This is a genomic window from Thermococcus sp. 2319x1, from assembly GCF_001484685.1.
Classification (GTDB): Archaea; Methanobacteriota_B; Thermococci; order Thermococcales; family Thermococcaceae; genus Thermococcus_A.
Map to the genome: position 1 here is coordinate 1,530,587 of NZ_CP012200.1, position 24,628 is coordinate 1,555,214.

Annotated in this window: 22 protein-coding genes and 1 CRISPR repeat array; of the genes, 10 read left to right on the forward strand and 12 right to left on the reverse strand. The window is 51.9% G+C overall.

The window, feature by feature from the left end; translation table 11 throughout:
- The 11 genes from ADU37_RS08600 to ADU37_RS11775 all read right to left on the reverse strand — a co-directional run bounded on the left by ADU37_RS08600 (nucleotide 1) and on the right by ADU37_RS11775 (nucleotide 12,566).
- Complete coding sequence (locus ADU37_RS08600) at nucleotides 1–210, reverse strand: hypothetical protein (RefSeq protein ID WP_058947196.1); 210 nt, start codon at nucleotides 208–210, stop codon at nucleotides 1–3.
- Entirely contained in the window at nucleotides 203–967 is a 765-nt protein-coding gene (locus ADU37_RS08605) for a hypothetical protein (protein ID WP_058947197.1), read from the reverse strand. Before ADU37_RS08605 ends, ADU37_RS08600 begins: the two co-directional genes overlap by 8 nt.
- Complete coding sequence (gene csx1 / locus ADU37_RS08610; protein ID WP_343203931.1) at nucleotides 964–2,274, reverse strand: CRISPR-associated CARF protein Csx1; 1,311 nt, start codon at nucleotides 2,272–2,274, stop codon at nucleotides 964–966. Before csx1 (ADU37_RS08610) ends, ADU37_RS08605 begins: the two co-directional genes overlap by 4 nt.
- Nucleotides 2,256–3,467 carry a type III-A CRISPR-associated RAMP protein Csm5 gene (csm5, locus tag ADU37_RS08615; RefSeq protein WP_058947199.1) on the reverse strand — a complete coding sequence of 404 codons (1,212 nt, stop codon included), beginning with the start codon at nucleotides 3,465–3,467 and terminating at the stop codon, nucleotides 2,256–2,258. The genes csx1 (ADU37_RS08610) and csm5 overlap by 19 nt, the downstream gene beginning before the upstream one ends.
- Entirely contained in the window at nucleotides 3,464–4,318 is an 855-nt protein-coding gene (csm4, locus tag ADU37_RS08620) for a type III-A CRISPR-associated RAMP protein Csm4 (protein WP_058947200.1), read from the reverse strand. Before csm4 ends, csm5 begins: the two co-directional genes overlap by 4 nt.
- A complete protein-coding gene (gene csm3 / locus ADU37_RS08625) occupies nucleotides 4,318–5,196 on the reverse strand; it encodes a type III-A CRISPR-associated RAMP protein Csm3 (RefSeq protein ID WP_343203932.1) in 879 nt (292 codons plus the stop codon). The genes csm4 and csm3 overlap by 1 nt, the downstream gene beginning before the upstream one ends.
- Complete coding sequence (gene csm2, locus ADU37_RS08630) at nucleotides 5,196–5,696, reverse strand: type III-A CRISPR-associated protein Csm2 (protein WP_058947201.1); 501 nt, start codon at nucleotides 5,694–5,696, stop codon at nucleotides 5,196–5,198. The genes csm3 and csm2 overlap by 1 nt, the downstream gene beginning before the upstream one ends.
- 5 nt (nucleotides 5,697–5,701) lie before the next feature.
- A complete protein-coding gene (gene cas10, locus ADU37_RS08635) occupies nucleotides 5,702–8,059 on the reverse strand; it encodes a type III-A CRISPR-associated protein Cas10/Csm1 (RefSeq protein ID WP_058947202.1) in 2,358 nt (785 codons plus the stop codon).
- A 4-nt stretch (nucleotides 8,060–8,063) separates the two neighbouring features.
- Nucleotides 8,064–8,777: a CRISPR-associated endoribonuclease Cas6 gene (gene cas6, locus ADU37_RS08640; RefSeq protein ID WP_058947203.1), complete on the reverse strand. Its 714-nt coding sequence runs from the start codon at nucleotides 8,775–8,777 to the stop codon at nucleotides 8,064–8,066.
- 162 nt (nucleotides 8,778–8,939) lie between these two features.
- Nucleotides 8,940–10,217: direct repeats of the CRISPR family, unit length 29 nt; unit sequence CTTTCCACACGACTACGTTCTACGGAAAC.
- A 555-nt stretch (nucleotides 10,218–10,772) separates the two neighbouring features.
- Nucleotides 10,773–12,215: a hypothetical protein gene (locus ADU37_RS08645; protein WP_058947204.1), complete on the reverse strand. Its 1,443-nt coding sequence runs from the start codon at nucleotides 12,213–12,215 to the stop codon at nucleotides 10,773–10,775.
- 216 nt (nucleotides 12,216–12,431) lie between these two features.
- Nucleotides 12,432–12,566: a hypothetical protein gene (locus ADU37_RS11775; RefSeq protein WP_255357511.1), complete on the reverse strand. Its 135-nt coding sequence runs from the start codon at nucleotides 12,564–12,566 to the stop codon at nucleotides 12,432–12,434.
- A 386-nt stretch (nucleotides 12,567–12,952) separates the two neighbouring features.
- Here ADU37_RS11775 and cmr1 point away from each other — a divergent pair, with 386 nt between their 5' ends.
- From cmr1 to cmr6, 7 genes are read left to right on the forward strand one after another with little or no spacing between them, the layout of a single operon-like run.
- Complete coding sequence (gene cmr1, locus ADU37_RS08650; protein ID WP_058947205.1) at nucleotides 12,953–14,368, forward strand: type III-B CRISPR module RAMP protein Cmr1; 1,416 nt, start codon at nucleotides 12,953–12,955, stop codon at nucleotides 14,366–14,368.
- On the forward strand, nucleotides 14,365–17,229 hold the full coding sequence (gene cas10 / locus ADU37_RS08655) for a type III-B CRISPR-associated protein Cas10/Cmr2 (protein ID WP_058947206.1): 2,865 nt from the start codon (nucleotides 14,365–14,367) through the stop codon (nucleotides 17,227–17,229). Before cmr1 ends, cas10 (ADU37_RS08655) begins: the two co-directional genes overlap by 4 nt.
- Nucleotides 17,226–18,275, forward strand: coding sequence for a type III-B CRISPR module-associated protein Cmr3 (gene cmr3, locus ADU37_RS08660; protein WP_058947207.1), 1,050 nt, complete (start codon nucleotides 17,226–17,228; stop codon nucleotides 18,273–18,275). Before cas10 (ADU37_RS08655) ends, cmr3 begins: the two co-directional genes overlap by 4 nt.
- Nucleotides 18,272–19,807 (forward strand): CRISPR-associated CARF protein Csx1, encoded by a 1,536-nt coding sequence (gene csx1 / locus ADU37_RS08665; RefSeq protein WP_058947208.1) that lies wholly within the window; start codon nucleotides 18,272–18,274, stop codon nucleotides 19,805–19,807. Before cmr3 ends, csx1 (ADU37_RS08665) begins: the two co-directional genes overlap by 4 nt.
- A gap of 10 nt (nucleotides 19,808–19,817) precedes the next feature.
- Nucleotides 19,818–20,711: a type III-B CRISPR module RAMP protein Cmr4 gene (gene cmr4 / locus ADU37_RS08670; protein WP_058947209.1), complete on the forward strand. Its 894-nt coding sequence runs from the start codon at nucleotides 19,818–19,820 to the stop codon at nucleotides 20,709–20,711.
- On the forward strand, nucleotides 20,692–21,138 hold the full coding sequence (gene cmr5 / locus ADU37_RS08675; protein WP_058947210.1) for a type III-B CRISPR module-associated protein Cmr5: 447 nt from the start codon (nucleotides 20,692–20,694) through the stop codon (nucleotides 21,136–21,138). The genes cmr4 and cmr5 overlap by 20 nt, the downstream gene beginning before the upstream one ends.
- A 5-nt stretch (nucleotides 21,139–21,143) precedes the next feature.
- Nucleotides 21,144–22,151 (forward strand): type III-B CRISPR module RAMP protein Cmr6, encoded by a 1,008-nt coding sequence (gene cmr6 / locus ADU37_RS08680; RefSeq protein WP_058947211.1) that lies wholly within the window; start codon nucleotides 21,144–21,146, stop codon nucleotides 22,149–22,151.
- A 241-nt stretch (nucleotides 22,152–22,392) separates the two neighbouring features.
- Here the strand turns inward: cmr6 and dmpI are convergent, their stop codons facing one another.
- Complete coding sequence (gene dmpI / locus ADU37_RS08685) at nucleotides 22,393–22,587, reverse strand: 4-oxalocrotonate tautomerase DmpI (RefSeq protein WP_058947212.1); 195 nt, start codon at nucleotides 22,585–22,587, stop codon at nucleotides 22,393–22,395.
- Nucleotides 22,588–22,736: 149 nt separating this feature from the next.
- On the opposite strand from dmpI, the gene ADU37_RS08690 reads away from it, so the two are divergent.
- Genes ADU37_RS08690 through ADU37_RS08700 form a run of 3 tightly spaced genes read left to right on the forward strand, consistent with a single transcriptional unit; the run spans nucleotide 22,737 to nucleotide 24,616 of the window.
- A complete protein-coding gene (locus ADU37_RS08690) occupies nucleotides 22,737–22,943 on the forward strand; it encodes a hypothetical protein (protein ID WP_058947213.1) in 207 nt (68 codons plus the stop codon).
- A gap of 2 nt (nucleotides 22,944–22,945) precedes the next feature.
- The gene (locus ADU37_RS08695; protein WP_058947214.1) at nucleotides 22,946–23,275 is read left to right on the forward strand and encodes a hypothetical protein; all 330 of its coding nucleotides are present in this window, start codon (nucleotides 22,946–22,948) and stop codon (nucleotides 23,273–23,275) included.
- A 60-nt stretch (nucleotides 23,276–23,335) separates the two neighbouring features.
- Nucleotides 23,336–24,616, forward strand: coding sequence for a cytochrome c biogenesis protein CcdA (locus ADU37_RS08700; protein ID WP_058947215.1), 1,281 nt, complete (start codon nucleotides 23,336–23,338; stop codon nucleotides 24,614–24,616).
- The last annotated feature ends 12 nt before the right edge of the window (nucleotides 24,617–24,628 follow it).

The window sequence follows — 24,628 nt, forward strand, 5'->3', positions numbered from 1 at the left end:
TCACCTCCTTTTTATTTTTATTCCAAAGTCGAGATACTTATCTGTTGCCGTCCAAACACCATTTACCTTAAGCTTAAGCCTGCCATCCGCATCTATGTCATAATCATCAATCTTGCCCTTCTCAATCAATTCATCTAAGAAATCAACTGCTTCCTCGACATTTTGTGGAACATTTTGCTTAACCCACTCAACAACATTCTCGTCACTCATTGCCTTTTTGACAAACTCTTTCTTCTTCTGCTCCCTCTCCTTTTCTCTCTCCGTAAAACTGCTTGGAACCGTAAACGAGGTAAACTTTGACGGTTTTTCCGACCTCCACGGTCTCCTTCAGTAATCTCCTGTTCTTGAGGAACTTGACGAACTCGTGAAGAACTGCAAAAAAGGCCTCGTTGGGGTGGTATCTGCTCAGGCTCAGGTTAACACTGAAGTAATACCGCCTCTTTCCATTCCTTGTCTCGGCCGTAACCCTGAAGCTTTCCCTCCAGAAGTCGTCCTTGAAGGTTCTTTTGAAGCGCTTCAGCTCTCTCTCTGGGGCGTCGAAGAAGAAGCGGAGCGTGGAATCTCCAACCGGGACGGTGTAGAGGTAGGCCATTGCGGAGTAGAGCTTGAATGCGTGTTCCAGGCAGAAGTGAAGCCTCGTGGCATCGCTAACAACGGAGTCTATCTTCCTCTCGAAGGGAAAGATGAACGCCTTATTTTGAACCACTTTGGTTTCTCTTCCGCAGATAGAGCACGTCCCCCTTTTCCCATCCGTGAGTCCCCCAAGGATATCCTTGGTTTTGCTCGAAAGCTCGAAACCAAAGACTTTCAACAGGGCCAGGGCATCTTCGTCCGAATCGACGGGAGCGCCGTTGGCCATCTCCACGACGGGCCTTAGATAGGCCTCTTCAATGACCTCCGGAGTTATTTCCCCTATTTCCTCCTCCCCGAGGAAGAGCTCGCCGTTTTTGAGATAGGCATCTATCATTTCCCCTCCCCCAGGGCCCTTGATACCATGGCCTCTATCTCTTTCTTTGCATCGGGTGAGTACCTCAGGAAGGTGTGTAACCGCGCCTCCCTAATGGCATCCCCAACGTCCCATTCTTCCATTCTGACCTCCGTCGAGTTTGCCTCAAGGCCGGCGTGAGCGAAGAAGTTTCGAGGGGTTATGCTGGCGTTGGCCTCGTCAAACCTGTAGAATTCCCTCAGGAGCGTCCACCCCGGGAACTGGCCGGAGGAGGCATATTCCGCCGCTTTCTCCTCCACTTTGTGCAGTTCCACGTTGACCCTTTCCCTTATGGAGCCTCTGAAGAGGGAGTTCGAGAGTTCGTAAAGGGCATCAACACTCGGCGGAAGTTCCGGCCTGAGACCTTCGAGGACCTTCACCTGGAAGAGGAGCTTCACCAGTGTGCCGAAGCCGGTTCCAAGGGCCAGCTTTCTCTCCACGCGCTTTTCCGAAACCTCCACGTTTTCCTCCCAGGTTCTCAGGAGCTCTTCAACGGCCTCTTCTATGGCTCCCCCATCCGGGAAGTTCTCAGCGAAGAGGAGGGGCAGACCAAAGACCACCGAGCCGATCCAGGCGTCTATTTTTCTCTTTTTATCCCTTATAATATCAAAGGTCTTCAGCTTTCTCTTGAGCTCTCCAAGTACCTTCTTTTCGATGGAGTAAGGAACGAGGTAATTGCTGAGATCGGGCAGGGGTTCCGAGAGGGGAAGGGGCTCCACGTAAACGTCCTCTATGACGTTTATGCCCAGCTCCCTCGTTATCCCCGGAACGAACGGGTCGGAGTTGTAAGCTAAGAAGCGGGTTCTGTTCAGGAGCGCCCGTATGCCGAGGAGCTCGCGGAGGGCCCTGTGAATGAGGAACGTTACGTAGTTGAGGCCGTGGGTGATGTCAAAGTGGACCTCAAGCTCTCCCTTTGGAGGGATTATCTGGGAGAGGCGGTAGAGGACGTAGTGGTAGGTGTCGAGGGCGCTCCCGGAGAACGTGCCGTTGGAGAAGCTTCCGATTCCCGGCACTATTAAAACGTCCACTTCCCTCCCGGTTCCGATCTCCTCGAGGAATTCCTCAACTTTGCCGCGTATGCTCTCCCTGAGGGCTTCGAGAGAGGTAAAATCAACCCCGAGGGTCTCGGGGAGGACTATGACGCTCCAGTCCGGCTCTATGACCCTCTGGAGTATTGGAAGGGTTGACTTGTTCGCGAGCCTCACATTCCCAAACCGGTATTTGGTCTCCGTCCACCTCTCGAAGGCGCCCCAGGAGGCTATGAGGAGCTTCATTCCACCTTCACCCATCCCATGGGCATTCCATCGGCAACCCTGCGCGTCTTGGGGAAGTCTCTGGAAACGCCCCTGCCTCCGGGCTTTCTGCCCAGTCCGAGCTCCCTCCGTGTGCTTTCCCATTTCTTCTCCTTTCTGAGGAGTATTCCAACTGTAGTCGATATCCAGCCGCTTCCCCAGCCGAGGCGGAGCTTTCTGCCCTCGGGAAGGGTTCTATAGAAGGAGCTGACGCTGGTCCTATAGGGCCCATGCTTGTGAATTTCATCCAGTTCCGCCTTTATTACCTCACCGTAGAACTCGTCCACGGCCTTCCAGATGAAGTCTTCGAAGACCTCTTCCGGCTTTCCATAGTTGTTAAGGCACTCCCAGAGGAGGCCGTTAAAGTGGTTTCCGTTTAATCTCAGGGTCTCCCCGTCCACGGCCAGCTCGAACTCCACCGTAGTTTCTGGTTTTAGGGCCTCGACCCAGGTGGGAATCTTAACGTCCGCCCCTACTATGTTAACGCGGTAGACCGCGAGGTGCTTTTTTCCGATGGGTTCAGAGTCCCTAACCACAAGGGCGCGCATGGGGTCGCGCTTTGGCTCGTACCTCACGCCGGGCTCCATGCCAAAGACTATCGCCTCAAGGAGGTCGTCGGCGCTCTTTGTGTCGAACCTTTTCTCCTCTTCGAGCCGTGAGTTGATGTAGTTGAGGTAGTATTCAACCAGATGCGTGTTCCATCCAACGGAGTTTTTCAGTTTTTCAATGTTTTTCCGTTGCTCATTGTTGGCACTTCTCGCAACGCTGCTGAGCACGTCCATGACAGTTGCAGTATCTCCGCACTCCTTCAAAACCCTGTAGAACACCGCGGTTCTTATTGCTCCCTTGATGGACGAGCCCGGGATGTAGGGCTTTCCATTGGATTTTATGAAGTTCTTTATCCTCATGCTCTCCCTGCCAGCTTCTCCGATGAGGGGGAGCGTGTATAGGGTGTAGTCCTTCACGTTGAGGTTGAGGGAATCTATGTAGCCCTTGAAGACGTAGCTGTTGCCGGGAGGGTCCTTCAAGAGGGTTAGAATTTCTTTAAGCGGTATCCCGAGGTTGAGGAGATCCTCCGTGAGCTTTCTGGTGTCGAGGACGAATATCATGCCATCACCGGGATAAATGTCAACGCTTGTGATCTCGCTTCCGTCCCCTATGTGGAGGGGAAAGAGAACTGTAAGCCTCATGGCAATCCCTCCGGGAGCTTAGCTGGAAGGGGAAAACTCAGACCGTAGACGTAGATTCCTTTTCCTCCAACGGTGAGAGTTTCTATCTTCCCGGAGTCGTTGCCGATTATTGAGCCCTCCTCAATGAAGCTAAGCTTTGGCTTCCTGCCCCAGGGGCTCCAGCCACCCTTGCGGAAAAGCCTCCAGAGGAGGGGAGTTTCCGAGGGGAGCGTGTTGGAAAGCGTAACGAAGGCCTCCCCCCTGGGGACACTTATCTCCACGTCCTCAACCTCGATGTCGAACAGGCCGTATCCCCACGTTCCTTTTCCCCCTATGCCCGTATCACCCAGGTAGCGAAGCGCCGGGAGGATGTAGCCCTTGAGCGTTTCCCCGTCGCCCTGATAGAGGAAGTAGATTCCCGTGTTCGGTTTGAAGCGGATTTCCTCCCAGAAGTAGAGGGCGGAGTTGCTTGTTACCCTGTCGAGGGCCACCCTGGGGAGCTCAACCCTCTTGAAGGGGAGCTCGGCGTACGTAAACTGCTCGAGCCTCAGGGCCTTCTCGAACTCTCCCAGGGAAAGGTACTTCGCGCTCTTTAGCCTCTTGAAGTTAGGAATCCCTTTGATCTTCTCTTCGGGAAGTGTGGAAAGCCAGTATTCAGCGCTCAGAGGCTTCGGGAGGAAGAGCTTTTCTCCTTCGTAGGGAAAGGCCGAGCTTATCCTTGCTCCCCTCTGGAACCGCTCTGCAAACTCGTCGATTGCCTCTTTTCCATAGAGTACCCCAACGGCCGTGGCCATTGCCCCAAATAGCGTGTCAGCGTGGGGAATCTCCGTTAGGGGCCCCCTGAGCTTCAGCTTTATGGCCTTGAATTTCATTACTCCGCCCCCAGTTTCGCTTTCACCTCCGAGAAGAGGTCGCCGAATTCGGAGAGTATCTCACGGACGCTCTTGTTCACGGCAGGTATCTTGATGATGTCCCTCGGATCCCCTGTCCTGTAATAGTCGGCCTTTCTGAACTCAATGTTCTCGAAGAAGAACTTCACCTTTCCGTAGCCCCTTGAACCAGAGCCTCCGAGGTAGCTGTCCTCGAGAAGGGCCATCGCCGTGAGGAGGTTTTTGACGTCGTCTTCCCAGTGACTTATATCCTCCACGGTGTAGATTATCTCGAAGTTGAACTCGGTTCCGGCAACGACGCGCTCGTTCGTCCTCGGGTTCGCCTGGGATGTAACACGGTCTATCCCAACCTCGATTTTTGCTTCCGTTATCTCCTGTCCCTCCTCCCATTTGCGCTTCCATTCCTCGGTGAGGAACGCGTCTCTGACTATCAGCCGCGAGGGGAAGTTGCTATCGTTACCGCTGGCTCCGAATAATCTGCATACCGGACAGTTGTAGGCCTTCTGGTAGTCCGGACATACGTGAATCCAGCCATTGTTTATCCTCTTGTTGAAGAACTTGCCGCAGTTCTCTCTCCCTTCTTCCCTGCAGCTTCCGGGGGAGTAGCCTTTAAGGCCTATATACTTTTCCTTCCACTCGTCAAGCTTTGAATTGGTGAGAATTTCGAACAGGGACCTCAAGCGACCCTTGAGCGAGGAGCCGGGTATGTAGGGAAGGCCGGTAACGGGATCCCTGATAACGGGGTTGTCGATTCCACCTATCTCCCCCACTTCCCTCTGGGCACCTATGTGAAGTCCGGTGACGGCTTTTATTTTTCCGGTGATAACGAGCTTTCCGTTGAACTTTCTGTCCATAACCATCAGTCAACACCCCCGTAAAACTTGTGGTAGGCAACAACGGCCTGGAGGAAGTCGTAAAATATCTCAAATTTCTCGGCGGGCTTCAAATCCTCCGAATCCTTCGGCTTCATTATAACATCAAGCATCTGGTCGAGGATTTCGTAGAAGTTTTTCAGGGCTTCCCTCTGGTTTCTGTTCGTCGTTTTTCCAACCGCGTACGCAAGCAGGTACCTCATCCTCACAACGTCATCGACGAAGTCCCTCTCTTTTCCCCTCCGGATTTCGAGGTGTATGCGGCGCGCTATCTCCAGAACCCTCCTTATCTGATTCGTCTTGAGGTTATGGGAGAGGTACTTTCCGAGCTCCATTGCGTTCTGAAGCCTTTCCTGGGCGCTCCATTCAAAGAAGTTCTTGGCGGAGCGCTTTATCTCTTCGATCTTATCATTTCCAGGGGGCTGCCTCTGGCCTTGATAACCCCTGTTCCGGGAGTACCCTCCACCTTGGAAGGAATTATACCCCACACCAGTCACCTCCTAACAGCCATCAACACAACCTTAAACACGCCGTCCACGAAGTATATCTCCTGGGGACGGCCCTCTTTAATGGCCCTAACGTCTATCCCGACAAGTTTCGGGAAGAGGCCTCCAAGTTTGTGCCTCCCGAGGAGGTAGGCCGTTAAATATGCCCACCTGACGCTCGAAGGATCCCTAACGTAGAGCTCCCTGAACTGGAGAATCCTCCAGAGGAGGGCTTTCTTTCCTTCGAGGTCTTTTACCAACTTCCCGTCGCCCGCGTAAACCTTCCTCGCATAGTTCTTCCAGAGCTCCTTGTATTCGTCCCATGTGTAGCTGGCAGGGTGGTTGTCCATTTCCGGCCTCGTCCTCTCGATGATGTAAACCCTGTTCCTCCCCTCGTCCTTGGCAACATTGAGGCGTTCGCTTACGACGTCGGCCATTCTGTAGATGGGGGTCTTTTCATCGAAGTAGCCGAGCGCCATCGAGACCGTCCTTCCACCTCCGGTGTAGGCTTTGAAGGCTTCTCTGATCCTGAAGGCGAGCTCAAAGACCTGATTCCAGGAGCCAACTATGAAGAAATCGTCGCCACCGGCGTAGACCACAACGATGTCCGGCTTATCCGGCCAGGGTTTGAGAGAGGGGACTTCCCCAATGAGGTCTCCATACTTCCCATGGATGACCCCCTTGAGGTAGACCTTGAAGAAGTAGTCCATGAAGCGGGAAGCCGTGGCGAGCTTTGAGAGGCTGTCCATGTTCTTGAAGAACTCGCCAAGATTGTCAACGTCCCCTTTGAGGACTCCTATCCTCTTTGTACCGGAGGAAGCGTTGGCAAGCTCTTCGAAAGTGGCCACCCCGGTCTTGCCCTCCTTGTAGTAGTCGGCCACCGGATAGGGTATGAAGACGGTGTCCTCGGGGATGTCCCCGGGGGCATCGAGGGTGTTCTTGAGGAGGAGGAACTCGCCGGCGGGGCTCCCCCTCTCGTGGGGAATGAGATACCTGAAGGGGCCGGTGGTAATGCCTTCTTCCCCGTGGGCCTTCTTGTCAAGGATAAAGCCCTTTAGCTTCGGCAGCTTTTCTCCGAGCTTCGCCAGCTCGTTGCACCTCTTGCAGGCCTGGGCCTCTGGGTCATCCGAGTAGCTGAAGTGCTCAAGCTCGCTTTTTGGAACTTCTCTGCCACAAACAGGGCACTCCTCGAGCCTTCCCGGGCCTTTTGGGGCCTCAAAGATGCCCTTCACTTCCCCAAAGCGGCGGAGCTTTCTGGTGTTTAGCCTGCTCTTGAGCCTCATCCGGGCCTCTTTGAAGAGGTTTTTGCCTCCTTCCTTTCCGAGCTCCCTTCCGGCAACCTCCTCCCACTCGAGGGCAAGGTAGAGCTTTTCGTCGAAGTTGCGGTAGAGCCATTCGGAAACCCTGAGCCTTATCTTCTCAAGCTCTCTCCTCGCTTCCTCGGTGTTCTGGGCAACGATGAGGAAGTGGCCCCCGGCGTTGAAGACAACGTTGGCCCTCGTCAGGCCGAGACGGGTGAGGATTTCGAGCACTACATCCCAGCCGATCAGCTCGAGGTAGGCGCTCCTGGCGCGGAGGTACTTGAGCGTCCCCTTGCCGCTCACGCCATAGATGAAGTCCTGAATGCCGGAGAAATCGCCCTCGATGAGGAGGAAGCGCTTCTCGTTCCTGCACCTTCCGGCCTTCACGTCTCCAGCGGTACAGTTCGCCCTCGCCATCGCTAAGGCTATCGCGGAGGTCATCTTCATGTGGTCGTAGAGGGATATGACGTTGTTCTCGGCCGTGAAGGAGCTCACGAAGGTGAGGTACTTTTCAAGCACCGGGAGCAGGCGGTCCACCTTAAAGGGCACTCCCGAGAGCTCCCTGGCGAGACCCTCGACGGTTTTCCGGTAGTCAACGCGGACTTCCTCCGGCGGGAGTGGATGGGGCAGTTCATCTGGTGAATCGTTGACCCCCTTGAATTCCAGCTCCCTGAGCTGGTAGGCCATTTTTTCGTTGAACACGGAACGCAGCGGCCTTGAAGCCTGAGGCTGCCCCTCCTCCCTCTCGCTTGAAGAGAAGTTGTCGGCTTCATAGACTATCCAGAGGGCGTTGATGACCTCTTCCTCAGTTAGGCCGAAGCGGGAGGGCTTTATTCTTTCCACTTCCTTCCGGATTTCCCCATCATTCATGTCACCGGCATGGTGAAAGCGGGAAAAGAGGGCCATCAGCTCAAACTCCGGTTTTCCTGTTTCTCTTGCAAGCTCAAGAAGAAACCTGTATCCCTGAAGCGGATGGCTCTCCTTTCCGTATTTCCCCGCCCTCTGGACGGGCTTGCCTATGTCGTGGAAAAGCCCCCCGAGGGCCACCAGATCATAAAAATCCAATGTATCACCTCCCGATGGGATTGAGAAATCCAAAGCCAAGGCTGTTCTTCTCTCCCAGCCCGACATCCATTATAAAGCGGTAAAATTTCCTTTCCTCGGGCTTTATGTGTTCCTTCTCCAACAGCTCCCAGTTGGAGCCGATGACTGGAAAGGGAACGCCGTTCTTGACTACCCTCACATAGACATCTATCTTCCCGTTTGGGCGCACCTTGGGTATTACCCTGTCGAAAATCTGCCCGTCGAGGGTGAACTCCTCGCCGTAGAATGCGCTATATTTTTTCTCGGCGTTCTCTTTAAGTCGTTCAAGGAAGAAGAGCAGGTCCCTGTGCTGGTGGAGCTTGAAGTACTCGTTTTTACTGGCATTTCTGTAGAGAACCACCGGTGAACCTGTCTGGAAAGCCTTCCTCAACGGAAGCCGGAACTTCTTGAGCTCCGATATTCCGTACTCCTCCTTCCCTATGTAGACCGTCTCCCTTTTCCTGATCGCCGAGTAAAGCGCCCTTATGAAGTCCGGATCCGGCGAGGATACCAGAAACGTTGGCCTCCCTCTCTTGTCGATGAAGAAGTCAGAGAATGTGAAGAACTTGAACCTTGGCTCATCGTGCCTCTCACCGTACTCGCTATCCTTCAGCATGCTGTAGATAAACCCTTGGACGGCATGCTTGTTGGGGCGCGAGAACGTGCCGTTCTCTATGTTCAGTGAGATTTTGAGTCTCATTCCATACACCCGGCAGTGCACACTGCCAAAGAACTATTAGGATTCCGGTGCTTATAAATCTTACTACTCTCAAGATATAAAAACTCTGACTTTCAGGCAATTGAGCTTCCCGTAATCTTGTTCCGTTCCAAAAGAGTCAACGGGACGGGAGCTCCGAAAAAGCTTCCCACACGACTACGTTCTACGGAAACTGGGGCATGCAGAGTTACTTTAAGGCAAGGGTTATAGCGACCTTTCCACACGACTACGTTCTACGGAAACTTGGATATTGGGACGACAAAATCGTTGAAGTAAACGTTCTTTCCACACGACCACGTCCTACGGAAACAGGGACGGAATCAGCTTCGAGGAGGTCATTAGAGAAGCAGCTTTCCACACGACCACGTTCTACGGAAACACAGCTTCGATTACTTCTTCTGGTGTGACAAGAAATGGTTCTTTCCACACGACCACGTTCTACGGAAACTTGGACGACAGCATCATTGTTGAAGTAGAGCTTGCGGATTTCTACTTTCCACACGACTACGTCCTACGGAAACATGGTTTCCTATTGAGAGTGTATGAGGAGACCGAGGAAATGCTCTTTCCACACGACTACGTTCTACGGAAACGTAGGTGGAGCTCTTGGTGGATTTTTGAGGGTTTGATAGAGCTTTCCACACGACTACGTTCTACGGAAACGCTGGTCAGGGTGGGGCAGAATGGTCGTAGCAATTCAAAATATCTTTCCACACGACTACGTTCTACGGAAACGCCGGGTCGTAGGCTAAAACGAACATGTGTGGGAAAGCGCTTTCCACACGACTACGTTCTACGGAAACTAATGGAGTGATTAGGGGAGTTGTGCAGAAGACGGTTTTAGTCTTTCCACACGACTACGTTCTACGGAAACCGATGAACTAAAGAATGCTACAAAAGAGATAGCGGCAAAGGCCTTTCCACACGACTACGTTCTACGGAAACTTAGAGCCGAAAGGTTAGAATACATGATAAGCATAGCCTTTCCACACGACTACGTTCTACGGAAACTAGCCACACTACCTATATCCCACACACACTTACCGCACACACTCTTTCCACACGACTACGTTCTACGGAAACTTTCGAGATGAGCGCCGAGATAACCGAGATTTTTTCAACTTTCCACACGACTACGTTCTACGGAAACATCAGTAGCAAACTACGACCCAAGAGTTGCAATAGAAACTTTCCACACGACTACGTTCTACGGAAACTTCCTCGATGAACCGCTGGGTAGCTTCTCTTAGTGCCTCCGCTTTCCACACGACTACGTTCTACGGAAACTCTCTGAAGATATAGTCAACGTATACGCTTTTGTATTGCTCTTTCCACACGACTACGTTCTACGGAAACGGAGGGATAACTAGAGAAGGAAAAGGCAGGTATAGAACTTTCCACACGACTACGTTCTACGGAAACCCTCGACTTTTTTCCCCGGATGCCTAAATGGAATAACGTAAGAACTCCTATTTAAACCTTGCCCCGAAAACCCGTGGCACTGCAGCCCATTTATAAACCCAACCCGAAAAGCAAGGAGCTGTTGAAAGTCTCCTCTATCCTATCGGTGCACTGAAACAGCTCAACATATTATTCCAAACGATCGAAAACCGTTTAAACCGATTTAAATTGTCAAAAACCAGTAAAAAATTAATCATGGCATTTTTACGGGATCTCAACCTTTCAATCTCCTCTCAAATTCCACCGCCACCGGTTTTGGGCTGTTTCAGGCGTTGTATTTAAAATGGATACATCTGGTATGGGATTACCACCGGACAGGTAAACAGAAATCAAAAATCGCTTTCCGGGAAGCTTTACATGTTAAACTACTCCAGAAGCATTCTCCATCGAATCCCAGGACGAACAGGTTCGTACCGGCAGTTGGGAAAAGCGGTAAAGCCCTTCCCCTCCCCCGGTAGCACCGCCCGATGCCCGGGCACTTCGATCATATTGAGGGATGTGAAGGCGTCGGACAGTTCAGCCCTCCGAGAGGACCCTGAAGATCCTTCCGTACTCGAATCCCACCAGCCTTATCTTTTCCCTTTCCCAGTCCTCGGAGTTCTTTCCGTGCCATACCCCGTAGAGCTTGTAGGAGGCGAAGTTAAGCTCCCCGAGGGTGGCAGCGAGGACGTAAAGGGTGTCCCTTAGCGCCTCCCAGCTCCCCTCAAAGGTTCTCCCGAAAGAAAACTCCCACTCCAGCCTGAAGGGTACGAGCCCGCTTCCTCTCAGGGCTTTCATCTCGGCGTAGGCCCTGTCGTCGAAGGTAATAACCATCACGTTTGCATCCTTCTCCTCGGCGAAGGCCTTGTAGTCGAGGGCTATCTTGGTGTCTCCGGAGTGGTCCTTCCCGGAGCTCGTCCTTTCAGCGCCGCGGGAGCGCAGTTTTTCCAGCTCGACCTGGCCGAGGGAGGCGAGCCTCGCCTTTGGGGTGGGAGCGTTTGAATAGATCCCAAGGGAGCTTTTGTAGGGAAGCTTTTTGTTCACCATCCTTCCCAGTTCAAGGGCCACTTCGTCGGAGTAAACGAAGTCGAAGATCAGGCTTCCGCCCCTGTAGAAGGCCTTCTCCTCCAGAACCCGTGAGGGAATCCTCATCAGGAGGGCGTTGGTGTCGAAGCCGATGTAGAGGGGCCTGCCGCTCTCAAGCAGGGCGAAGACCTTCTTCACGAGCTCGTTCCAGTTTTTGAAGCTCACCATTCCGCCGGCTATCAGGGCCTCCTTAACCATCCCATGCCCGCCGTGTTCCTCGGGAATTTTCACGAAGTCCTCGAGGTGGAAAGAAGCCCTTTCTCCCAGGGAGGCACTCCCTATGGGCAGGCTCCTCAGAGAAACCCCGAACTCTGTTGTTCCATCTATGTAGAGGGAATCCAGGATCGCCATCAGCTCCTCCCTCGTGACCGTGAAGGAGCCCGGGCTTTCCCTCCTTCTCCATCTCTGGATATGAGAGGGCCTTCCCAAGAGCTCTCTGCCCGTGAAGAGCCTCTGCTTGCTCATCGGTACCTCAAAGAGTAGCTTTCCAACGTAGTCCCTCCAGTCGGAGAGGTGGAGGTAGGTGATCTCGGCGTTTGAACTTGCCGCGGCCCCGAACAGGACGGCGCTCATGAACTTCCGCCCCGGGATTATGTCCACGACGACCTCCTTTCCGGCGAGCCTCTCAAGGAGAGAGAACACCCTATCCCTGAGCTCATCTGGCTTGGCCTCCTCGACCTTCAGCGATTCGTCGGAGTGAATCCTTATCTCCATTCCATAGGCTCTGGAAAGCCTCTCTATTAGTTCTCTGACCCTATCCAGCTCGTTCTTAACGCCGTCATTCCATATGAGGTAGACCTCCTCCGGAACCCAGCCGTGGACCTCCACCAGGTACCAAAGGGGATTAAAGACCGCCTCGGGAGAAGTTCCGACAACCGTCACGTATGCCCTCATGAGATCCCCCTCAATTGTAGTCCGATGGTGTTAAAAACCCTTGTCCACGGGGCGAAAGATATTTCTACCGTAAGGCTGGAGCGGAACGGGATGGTCTTTCACGGGGCGGTAAGGGGGCCTTTGGTCTCATTCATCATTGCCATCTTTGCCTGAACAGACTAACTTCATACATGCTAACCCCGCCTCTCCGGTTACGATAGGCTTCTTCCCCAGCAACTACATCCTCCCGGCTGGGGTTGTCTTCCCGATGTTTGCCCTGCTAACGGGCTCCAAAAAGCTCGCTGCCGTTCTTTTTCTTGCGTCAATACGGGTGCCCGGGTAAGCTCCTTCCTTTCCCGTCGCCAGCTCCATCCTCTGTACCGAGGCTAACGGAAATCACGGAGAATGCCATTGTGGGGAAAGTCTGACGCATTGGGCTTTCTGATGTGTCGCGCCTCAAAACAAAGTGGAAGTACGAAGCCAGATTCAGGATCCGCCACCGCAGGGTAGAGGGCTATGTGAAATCGGAGCCATTTCCTGTTCCCTGCAATGCCTCCAAAAACCTCTCTTGTGGATTCAACTCAACTGAATTGAGTTCATAGCCCTGCAATTTTAGAGCAAAGGACAATTTCCTTCAGATCCCTCTTACCAACTTGCCAACTGGAACCAAAAAACTTTTTTAATTCTCTGTACAATTAAGTATAGGGGTGTATCCTAATGCTCAACATAGCCTATTTTTCCTTGCCGGAGGTGTTTTGATGTACGAGGCGACATTTGAGCTCGAAGCCATAACACCTCTTTTCATGCGCGGTGCTGATCAAAGAAAGGCCGAGTTTCGCTCCGCCAGCGTCAAGGGTGTAATGCGCTGGTGGTTCCGCGCTTTGGCCGGCAACTACCTCGGGAACAGCATAAGCAAGCTTAGAGAGATAGAAGGAACGATCTTCGGCTCTGCTGGAAGTGGAGGGGCGAGAAGAAGCAGAATCCTCATAACAGTTAAATCCCAACGAGAGCCAGGTAATCTTTTGGATGTGAACAAAGTGGAAGTGGTAACAAGGAGTAGATCCAAACAAATCGAACTAGTCCCAAAATACAACGACGTTGAATATCTGGGTTTTCCAACAAGCTATCTGTTTTTTTCAGTAAAAATGATGCTTGATGAGTTTCTTAAAGTGGAACTGAGAGAGCTTCTAGGAGGTTATAATCTGAGAAACGGGTTTCAGAACCAAAAACAGTTAGAGTCGCTAACTAAAAGTTTCAGAGAAAGGATTTCAAACCGGGTCCCAACGTACTATCCGCCGGGTTCAAAATTTGAAGTCACATTGAGGAGCTTTGACAGGACTTCCTTTATACTAGGGGTGTCATCTCTCTGGCTTGCCACCGCATATGGGGGCTTTGGATTCAGAAGCAAGAGGGGGGCCGGAAGTCTGATAATCAACCAGGTAAAGGGAATATCAGCCGATCCAGAGATTGAGCAGACAATCCAAAAGATAGCTAAGCTGAATTACAAGGGATTAGCGACTTTTCTGGATTTGGTTGGCCCGTTTATTGAGACACTCAGGGATGAGGAGTCTCAACCAGAGTCCACAAAAATTCCCAAGTATCCGACACTCTCCACAATGAAAGTTCTGGAATGTAGAAAATCATTCCACAGCCCCTTAGATGCACTTCGTGAACTCCAATCTGCATACGCCGGAAGTTACAATCGCCATAAGAGGAAGTATGAGGGTGGTGTACGCTTTAAATTCGCTGATAGGAAATTCTCACATAGTACTGTCAAAAATCTGAGTAATGGGGAAACTTCCAGAGAGAAGAGGTATTACTTTGGACTTCCTGTCGTTTACGCTAACTGGAAGATAGAGGTCATTGGACTCGGAAAAGGTAAGAACAACAGTGACGAAGAATATCCCAGGAGGGCTTCATCGATAATCCTAACAGTAAAGAAGGAGGGCCACCAGTACAGGCCCATAATAGTTGTTTTTCCCTATGAGTATCTTCCCAAGCACGAGGGCCAGTTTAAAGCTCACAAAACGGGAGGAGCATCTAGGGAAGAGGCCATCATAACCGTGAAAAACAACGAAAAACTATTCGATAATGAGGCTTTCGTTGATACGTTTTTGCCCCAGGTGATTAAGGAATTTAAAGCTAAGGATTTCGAGGAGGTGTTCTCCCAATGAGCATCTGGAAGGCTTATTCAGAGGCCCTGCTTGAAGTTGCACCCTCAAAGATACTCTCATCCCTCACCAACAAACACAAACTTCCCGGCCTATGGAAACGCCTCTCCAGCTATCCTGCCGAAGAAAAACTTGACAGGTTCATCCTCAGGCATCCGATAAGTGGAGAAGAAAAGCCACTAAAGGCACTCACCGCCCTATGGTTCGGCTCTCCCGACAGAAGAAAAAACCTCCCCGAAGCACTTGAAAGGGCCGAGGAGAGGGTTGCAGGCGAACTCGCATCGGCCAGTTCAATGGAGGACTTCGCCAGACTGTGGAACGGGCTTCCCGAGAAACTCAGAAGAGCTTACGAGGAGGAGCTTGAGAATGCTGGCATAGAGAACGCACCTTTGCTCGCCGAGGAACTCGTTCACTTTCCGGCGGATCCCTTCGTCCCTGACCACGACTGGCTGAGCAGGCTCGACGTTTACGCCGTCCTCAGGCTGGGAAATGCAAAGCTGGTGCGTTTCAAGCTTTCCCCAGTCCAGGGGTTCATAGGCAACGCGAGAAGCGAGCGCGACCTCTGGGCCGGGAGCCACATGCTGAGCCTTCTTACTTACATAGCCATATCCAAGATGTGGCGCGCTGCCGGGCCCAACGCATTGATATTTCCCCACCTGCGGAACCAGCCCTTCTTCGAGCACGAGCTCGGGGAGCTGGAAAATAGGGATTCCCTTGACGTGGCCAACATACCCAACAAAGTCCTTGCGGTAGTTCCAGAGAATGTGGACGTTGAAAAGCTGGCCCGAAAGATTGAAGATGGAATACGCGACTTCCTAGAGCGCCTTTTTGAGTCCGCTTGGAAGTTTTATAGGTCAAGTGACGAATTAAGTGAAGGATTTGAGATTAAGGAGGTATACAGGGAGACAGTCAGGGGCTACTTTTCGATAATCGTTGAGGAGATCCTCCTCTCGAAAGTCGAGGTAATCGAGGGGAACCTCAGGAAGTACTTGGAATCCCTTCCGGAAGAGTTCGAGGACAGGGTTCACCACTACCCCGAGCTCTTCTCCATCCTCGACCAGCTGACCGATTTTAAGTCTGCGGAACACTTCCCGCCGGAGCAGCCGCCAGGTCACAAGTGCACCCTCTGCGGCGAGAACCTCGCCATCGGTGGTGATGACTATTCAAAGGTCAAAACGGGATGGGACAGCCTGAGAAAAGGACTGAGGAAACGTGGGGTTTACGACATCAAGGACAGGGAGCATCTCTGCCCCATCTGCCTCTCGAAGAGGTTCTATCCAAGGTTCTATGCCCTATGGAAGGAAGACTACCAATGGCTCACCAGGGATTACGGGGCAATAGCCGACGAGGCACTTGAGGAGCATAGAGCAGGGCGCTTTGCATCCGTGAGTGAAGTGGCGATGAGAAGACCCACCGAGAAGGCTTGGGAACTATTTGAAAAGGGTGAACTCAAAACTGATAGCGGTCCCGTCACGTGGTACGACATTTTCAGGTACCTCGTCCTCCACACCGAATCGAGGGACGAGCGACGGGAAAAGCCCTCTTTCGGTGGAGAGCTTGAGAAGTTCCTTATGGGCCTGACATCGGCGCTGATGCCCCTCTTCAAGCACTTCGGCCCCAACAGTGAGATCCTCTACACAGAGAACCTCCTGAGCGGGAAGGCAATCGCCAAGACCTACGGCGTGAAGGAGGAGCACCTTCCGTCCGGGATCAATCCCGAGGGGATAAAAAAGTCCTTGATTGAACTCGTGAAGAAAATAGGCGAGCCACCAAAGTACTACGCCCTTCTCAAGATGGACGGCGACAACATGGGGAAGGTGATAAGCGGTTCCAAAGGAGTTAAGAGCGTGGGAGAGTACACACTCGCGGGTGAGAGGAACGGCGTGCTAAGACCGGCGACGCCGATGGTCCACGTAGCAATAACCCGATCCCTCAGCAACTTCGCGGTTCACTTCGTCCCAGAGATAGTGAGAAAAAGACTAGGAGAGCTCCTATACGCCGGTGGGGACGACGTCATGGTCCTCAGCCCGACGCACGAGGTTTTCAAGCTGGCGAAAGAGATATGGGAAACCTTCCGGGAGGACTGGAAAGGCTTCACCTACCTCCAGGGAAAAACCAGGAGCATGAGTGCGGGCGTTCTTATAACCCACTACAAGGAGCCCCTCTACCAGGTAGTGAAGAGGGTGAACGAGCTTGAGCACTTCGCCAAGGAGAGCGGAAGAAATGCACTCGCCATCGGCTACCTCAAGCACAGCGGTTCTTACTACAGCGTGGCCATCAACTGGAGGGCAATAGACGAAAACCTGTACCACTTGCTTGAGGCCATCCGTTCCGAAAAGCTCAGCAGAAGGCTCGTTTATGAGTTCGACCTCACCACCTGGCCCAACGAGCCCCTGGCTGTCCTTAACCTCGTCAAGTTCGAGTTCGAGAGACATTCTCACTATGATCTCAATAAAGAGCAAGAACTGCCGAAGAGGCTCGCCGAGTTCCTATGGCTGGCGAGAAACGTGAGGGTGGTGCTCTCAGCTGAAGAACTGGCGGAACTCGGCGTGGATCCTAAGAAGGGGAGGGAAATAAACGAGGTAATAAGAGGAGTCATAGTGGACGACCCCGAGAAAGATGAACCCACGGACAGCTTTGAGGATATTCTAGCGGGAGTTAGGACCCTCTTCAAGCATGGGGAACCGAGCCTGTGGTTCACCTCTCTCGTGGAAAAGATTAAGGGTAAGCTTGAGAAAGAAGGGATTGATGCCAAAAAGGCTGGGGAATTAGCTGAGGGTATAACAGGCCTCGTGCTGAAAAAGCAGGTCGCCGGGGCGGCGGTTCTCCTCAAAGTCTTCCTTGAGACGGGGGTGAGAGGATGATTGAAATCCTTCCCAACGACGTTCTCCTCTTCAGGGAAAGCAGGAACTTCACGGCCGGTGAAAACCACGTGGCGCTCACCGAGGAACCCCTCCCGCACACCATAGCCGGGGCACTGATGAGCCTCATCTACGACCGGGCCGGTGATGAGACCAGGGAGAAACTGCTGAAGCTGGATGAGAGGAAAAAACTCGCCGAAGTGGGCAAGTCTGACGAATGGGTTCCCGGCTTTTCACTCCTCGGCACGTTCTTTGCTCTTAACGGCAAAACTCTCTTCCCGCTCCCTAAGGATACCGGCTTGGTTGGAGAGAGCCAAGGAAGGGCCGTTGTTCTCGCCCTTCACGAGGTTCTGGGAAAGAAGACTGTGGTGGCCTACGATGGGGAAACCCCCACGAGACACTTCAAGGCCGGTGAGGGTTTCGTAAGGCCTGAAGAACTTCGAGATTACCTCAACGGGAAGAATGAAGTCTGGTTTCTGGAGAAGGGAGCCGTTTACGTTTATGAAGAGCGCGTTGGAATAGGGATTGGAGAAAACAGAACCGTTGAGGAGGGCTTGCTTTACCGCGTGCGGACCCTCAGGCTGAAAGAAGGGGCAACGATAAGGGCATACTTCGAGAGAGAAGAGGCGAAGGTGAGAGAGACCATCGATGGGGAGGGCTTGCTCAAACTCGGCGGCGAGTCGAGGTTCGCCCGCTACCGCTTCCTGGACGAGGAATTTCCCTTGGAGCAAGAGGAGCTGACGGTGGAAGCCGGAGATGTCCTGAGGCTCTACTTCGCCACCCCTCTTCTGCCGGGAAAGGGTCTAGACGGGGTTCTGGAAGAGCTTGGCGTGAAGGGTGAAGTTGTAAAGCTATTCACCGGGAGGAAAGCCAGGGTAACGGGCTGGGACGTCCAGCTGGGCAGACCCAAGCAGACCCTTTACGCCTATCCCGCCGGGACCGTCGTCTGGGTAAAGGCGAGCGGGAGGACAACGGTAAATCGCCTTTCGAAGGCAGGGAGAATGAAGGAGCTGGGCTACGGCCTGGTAATCTCGGGGGTGCTGGAATGAAGCGCGTTCTCGTGGCCACCTGGGGCAACCCATTCCAGTGGGGGGAGATAACATATAGAGTCGATTGCAGGGAGCTGAACCTGGAAGACTGTGAAAACATCGAGATGAGGAACGTGAGCACGTTGCCCGTTCTACTCAAGGCCCTGAAACCTGACAAAACGATAATTCTCGCCCTCGACACCCTCGCCAACTTGACCCATAAGAACGATGTGCCCGCTAAGGAGCTGAACTCGTACGACGAGGTCAGAAAAGACGTGGAGGAGCGCATCAGGTGGTTCATAGAAAACAGGGTCAGGTCCTACATATCCGAGGATGATGGGAACCTCCTAAACGACGTCGATGTTGTCGTTCTTCCAGGCTTAGGGGAGTTCGACAACGTCAGCGTTAGGGGGAACCTTCTCGACTTCTACTCGATGGTTCTCGGGGAGCTCGCGGAGAGGCTGCCGAACGGCGACGCGGAGGTCTTCCTCGACCTGACCCACGGGATAAATTTCATGCCGGTTCTGACATACCGAGCCCTCACGAATCTCCTCGGGCTCCTGGCTTACCTTCACACCGCCAGGCTCCATGTCCTCAACTCGGAACCCTACCCTCTCGGGGAGGGAAAGTGGAAGGAAAGGGCCATTGAAACGCTCGTTCTCAACATAAGGTCGGTGGAAAGCACGGAACTGAGGCCGAAGCCACTCTACTCGGTGATAAGTGACATGCCCGAGTGGAGCGCCTTCATAAGCTCCGTCACCAACGGCTTCCCCCTGGCCTTCGCGACCTTCTACCCCCGCATGGAAAAAGTGAGGGAATACGTTGAGTTGAAGCTTAGGGGATTCCTAAACGGTATAGAAGTCTCGATAGAGCCCGATAAAACCGGAAAGAACAAGGTTCACGTTGTCAGAAACATCTCCCTCGACGAAAACTTCAGGACGGCCGCTAAGCTTTACTACCTCCTAAGGGTTCTCAAATCGGAGTTTGGACAGAGGGAATATCCAAAACGGAAGAAGTTCACGCTTGAGGAGTTGAACGAGATAACGGGCAAACTCTTCGCCAAAATGCCGAGGATAGGGATAATGGTTGAGGACCAGATTAAAGAACTCCAAGATCTCGTTAAAGACCAGCACATCTACGATAAAGAAGGTCCCAGACGGAAGAGAGGGCTCCTAAGCATACTGGAGGGGAAAGTTGACAAAGATCTTTTACCCCTGAAACAAGGCAGAGCGATGTCGCTGGGTGATGTAAGGGCCGCGATGAAGTTAAGCCCCAGATCAGGAGAAGGGAGGAACCTAAAACCCGACCTCAGGAACTTCATAGCCCACTCCGGCTTTGAGTACAACCTCGTGAAGGTTGAATACGATTCCAGCGAAAAGAAGCTCTACTGGTTCTACCAGTACTCCGACGATGACTGCTGCACTATGATAAATGACCATTCCGATTTCGGTAAGGAGTGTGAAAGGGTGAACTCCATGCTCTCCAATTATAGGGGGAGCCTCAAACTGGTTGTGTGCTTTCTCATATGCGCACTGCTCCTAAAAGAATACTGAGGAGGGGAGAATGGTGTATGAGAAAAAGCTGGTTTTGGGAATATACGCCGTAACGCCCGTCCACGCGGGCAGCGGTTCGGAGGTAGGCCTGATAGACCTCCCCATACAGAGGGAGCGCCACACGGGCTTTCCAGTGATATGGGGCCAGAGCCTGAAAGGAGTTTTGAGGAGTGCCTTTAAGAAAGAGAACTCAAAAAGCGGAATCATATACTCCATCTTTGGACCCGACACCGAAAGGGCAAGCGAACATGCGGGAGCCATAAGCGTCGGCGACGCCAAAATTCTCCTCTTCCCCGTGAGGAGCGCTAAGGGCGTCTTCGCCTATGTCACATGCCCCCTTGTCCTGGAACGCTTTAAGAGAGACCTCGAGCTTGCGGGAAAGAATACAAACTTTATCATCCCTACGGTGGGCGGTAATGAAGCCGTTGTTAGTAAAAACAGCGTTCTGATGATCAATGGAAATGTTGTCCTTGAGGAGGTTGTACTTAAGGGAACACAGAACGACCTTTCAGGGGTTGTAAATGCCATCAACCACGTGCTTCCAGATGGGGTGAACGTTGAAGAGAGGCTTGCCGTGGTTCCCGACGATGTCTTCAGTGCTTTCGTTCGTATGAGTACTGAGATCGTCGCAAGGGTTGCTATAAATGCCGAAACTGGTACCGTCAAGCAGGGTGGCCTCTGGTACGAGGAGTTCCTGCCGGCTGACACCGTGCTCTACTCGGTAATAGCAATCGCCAAGCCCAGGGGAGGAGAACTCAAAACGGCAGAGGAGGTTAGTAATATCCTAGAGAACTTCTTTAAAAATAACCGCTTCCTCCAGATAGGAGGTGATGAGACGATTGGAAAGGGATTCGTCAAAATCAAGATAAGCGGTGGGGAGGGCAATGAATCTGAGAACCCTTGAACAGGAACGGGCAAAGTTCGCATACGAAAAGGTCAGGGAGGTCATGAACGCAGACGAAAACGTTCAGAAAAAATATTCCTCCTACGTAAAGAGTGCCCCGGCTCTCATAATGACCAGTGGGCTCGGGCAGACCTTGGCATTCTATCTGTCCAAGCTGGAGAAAAAGGGCGAGGCTGACTGTGAATCTATAATCCCCATAAAAGAGGAAAAAGCCGAGAAAATCGCCTACGCCTACTTATACAAGCACATATGCGAGTGGCTCGCTGAGAGAAGAAAGCTCACCGACAACCGGGATCCCCTGAAGTTCTATCTCGAGGCCGATGCCTTGGAAGCGATAACCCTCACGCAGGAAACGCTCGCGCTCCTCAACTGGTTGAAGAAATTTGCCGATGCAATGCTTGAAAAGGAAAAGGATCAAGAACGGTGAAGAGGATGGGAAACAGTAAAGGCGGGAAGAGCGAGTTCAGGTACTTCGTCCCGGGAGGAACCATAAAGGCCGTGGAGGATCCTTCCAAGATAGACAACCTGGCACTACTGCTCGGCAAGTTTTCCCCGTTCAGGGAGAAAAAAGAAAAGGTAGAGGCCAACTTTTCAGTGCTCAGGGATGCGCTGAAAAAGGTGGAGATCACAGAAAATGCTATCAATGCCTACAAAAGATTTCTCAACGACTACCTGATGCTCCTGAAGTCACTGAATGCCAGAATGGGCGTTCTCCAATCCCAATCGAGGCTCGTGGTGGGTCTCGGGGATGAAAGCGTCTACGAGGTCAGCATAAGGCTCCTCAGGAACTACGGGATTCCATACATACCGGGCTCAGCGGTTAAGGGAGTTACCAGGGCCTGGGCGGTATACATGATGGCCGAACTCCTCGATGGGTATGGGGAATTTGAAAAGGATTTCTTCAAGAGGGCAGGAAAGATCGATGAAATGCTCGGAAAGGGAAATGCCGAAGCTTTTCCAGAGAAGGTGGAAATAAGCGGTCTTTCGAAGCACCTTAAGGAGTTTCTTAAGGTTTTCAGCGAAAACCCCAATAAGGGAACCGTGGACGCGAGGAGAATAGCGGAGACCCTCATGAAAATCTTCGGTACCACTGAGAAAATGGGAGAGGTCGTTTTCTTCGATGCCCTACCATCACCTGCAGAAGAGCCTCCAAAGAAGCCAGAGGATCTGAGCTTCCTTCGGGTCATCCTAGAATTTGACATAATGAACCCCCACTACGGACCATACTACAGTGAGGGCAAACCTCCAGGGGACTGGTATAGCCCGGTTCCTGTGATTCTCCTCACCGTGGCGAAGGGAACGCCTTTCCTGTTTGCAGTCGCCAGGAGTTCAACGGCAAAGGAAGACCTAACGGAGAAGGCATGGACGCTGATGAAACTGGCCCTCAAATACCACGGAGTTGGAGCAAAGACGGCCCTCGGCTACGGGAGGTTCGAGTGAGTCCAGTCCTTTTCTTTCTATGATGGGATCGCGGTCAATAGGCGAGATAGCCCCATCCTCTTTTACTTCCTGCCGAGCGATTCGAACCTCGCCACCTTTTTCTTATTTCCCGGGTTGGAGGCTTTACTTCTCGTTCTGAACCGATGAACGTGAAAGGTCAACGCCGAAGGAGCCGGACCGTCGAGCTCGGCTTTTTCTTCCCATCTGCGAAGATGAGGGCAGAGCAGTAAATGCCCTCAAATCAACCTCTCCGCCTCGCTATTATGTCCGAGAGGAGCTCGCCATCCGAGCCAACGTTCTCAAGCTCGTTCTCGTGGATTATAACGCTCACGTGGTGCACCTTGTAGACCTCCCTTATTACTTCAGTTATCCTCTTCACGAGCTCCCTCTTCGTTTCTGCATCCGCCTTCGGACCCTCAACTATCACCAACGGCATGGGTATCACCAGAATTACTTTTCAACGATTCGCCTTAAAAAGCTCTCGGGGGTTTGGGCGGAGATGTCAGGAACCCCGGGGAATTTTTTCCATTTTGAAAAGGATAAGAGCCATAAGTGTGCTTCGTTAAGTATAAACTGGTGGTGGCAATGGAAGCCAGGGTTTGTAAGTTCTGCGCCGGGGAGAAACTTAACGATGTTGTAAAGCTTCTGGAGGATAAGGGGTTTAAAGTGAGCGTCGAGGGGTGCATAGGGCTCTGCGCAAAATATGGATGCGGCAACATAAACGTCATTGCCGGGGAAAAGGAGATATCCGTTGGGAGCTTTGAGGAGTTCATTAAAGCTTTGGAGGGCTGAAAATGGTGAAGGCCTTGGTGATAATCTCAAGCGATGACGGGAGAGCTTTACCTGGCTTTATGTGGGCAACCAATGCAATAAAACACAAATGGGTCGAGGACGTTGAGGTAATCCTCTTCGGGCCGATAGAGAAGGCAGTAGCAGATGGAGACGAGCGCTTCATTCCATGGATTGAGAAGCTTAAAGAGCTTGGAAAGCTTCCAGTGGCATGTAAGAGGATCGCGGAGCTTGAGGGGTTCGAGGTTTCCCTGCAAAAATATACCAAAGTAGAGTATGTGGGGAAGATCATAGCGGAGCACTTAGAAAAAGGCTACATACCAGTGACCTTTTAATGAAAAATCCTTCAAGAAAAGTCTTTTAATTCATTTTTCCACATTTCTTGGGGTGAAAACGTGAGAAAGCCCACTATGCTCCTGATTACACTTGTCATCTTCACAAGCTTGGTGAGCGCGGGTATTGTAACTTACGGGAATTTGGAGTTTTACACAATCTCAGGCGAAAAAGAGCTTGAGATCTTACTTTCAGATCATGAAGGAGAATACTTCTTCATCTTTTATCATTCAGAGACTTGTCCGGCCTGTAATTATATGAAAACCAGTGTTTTCCCGACACAAAAGGCAGAGGAAGTCTTGAGGGGCATAAATTTGGTCTCAATCGACGTGTATAAAGGGAGAGCACTAACAAACCTCCAATATAAGGTTTACGGGAAAGTTCTCGTTATCCAGCCGGACAACGTGGGCTACTACACCCCAAAAGAAAAGGGCGAGCTAATAAACGTCGGCGTGCCCGGGACACCAACCATGGTAATATTCAAAGCTGAAAAGGGAGAGAAGGTTCTGAAAGGTGTGGCCGTTGGGGCATTAAATCCGGAAGGTTTAGAATTCTTCGTGCAGAACAGCCTCGGAGATGCCACGAATAGCGAGAGGTCAAGCGAAGAATCACAAGGGAAAGATGAAACCTCTTCCACAGGCAATTTATCTTTAGCAGTCCTCCTGCCCATCCTCTCAGCTGGAATTCTAAGCGTGTTTTCTCCCTGTGTTCTCCCTCTCATAGCGGGAACGTTTTCACTCCTCTTTGCAAAGAGGAAGGTTGAGGTTGTCATAGCAGGCCTTGTTGTGTCTTTTTCCCTGCTTGGGGCCTTAGCAGGTAGCTTGGGCTCTTATATCGCCCAGGTTAGGGGGGCTCTCTATCTTGTAGGTGGCCTCGGGTTCATTCTGGTCGGGGCATCGTTAATAAGTGGCAACATCAATCAAAAGCTCTTCAAATTTATTCCCTCTCCTTCAGAGAGGATTTCATCGAAGAACGGCTATGTTTACGACTTTCTATTGGGTTCTGCACTTGGAGCCACTTGGATTGGATGCATAGCGCCATATGTTGGGTTTGCTGTTATTACAGCGGCATTAAGTGGAAGTGTCTTAAAGGGAATAATTGTCATGGGCATCTACGGTCTTGGAATGGGGCTTACCATCTATTTGATCCTTAGCTCAAAAGACTTTGCCGAGTGGATAAATAAAAAGTTCCTATCGAACAGACTAAGCCTAACCGAGAGCAAGAAAGCCAAGTGGGAGAAAATCTTAGGAGCTGTGATAGTTCTCTTTGGAGTTTTAATGCTCACCGAGCTAACCCCCCTCAGGCTCTGGAGTGCCCTATTTGAAAAGCTTGCAAAACTTTAAGGAGGCGGTCGA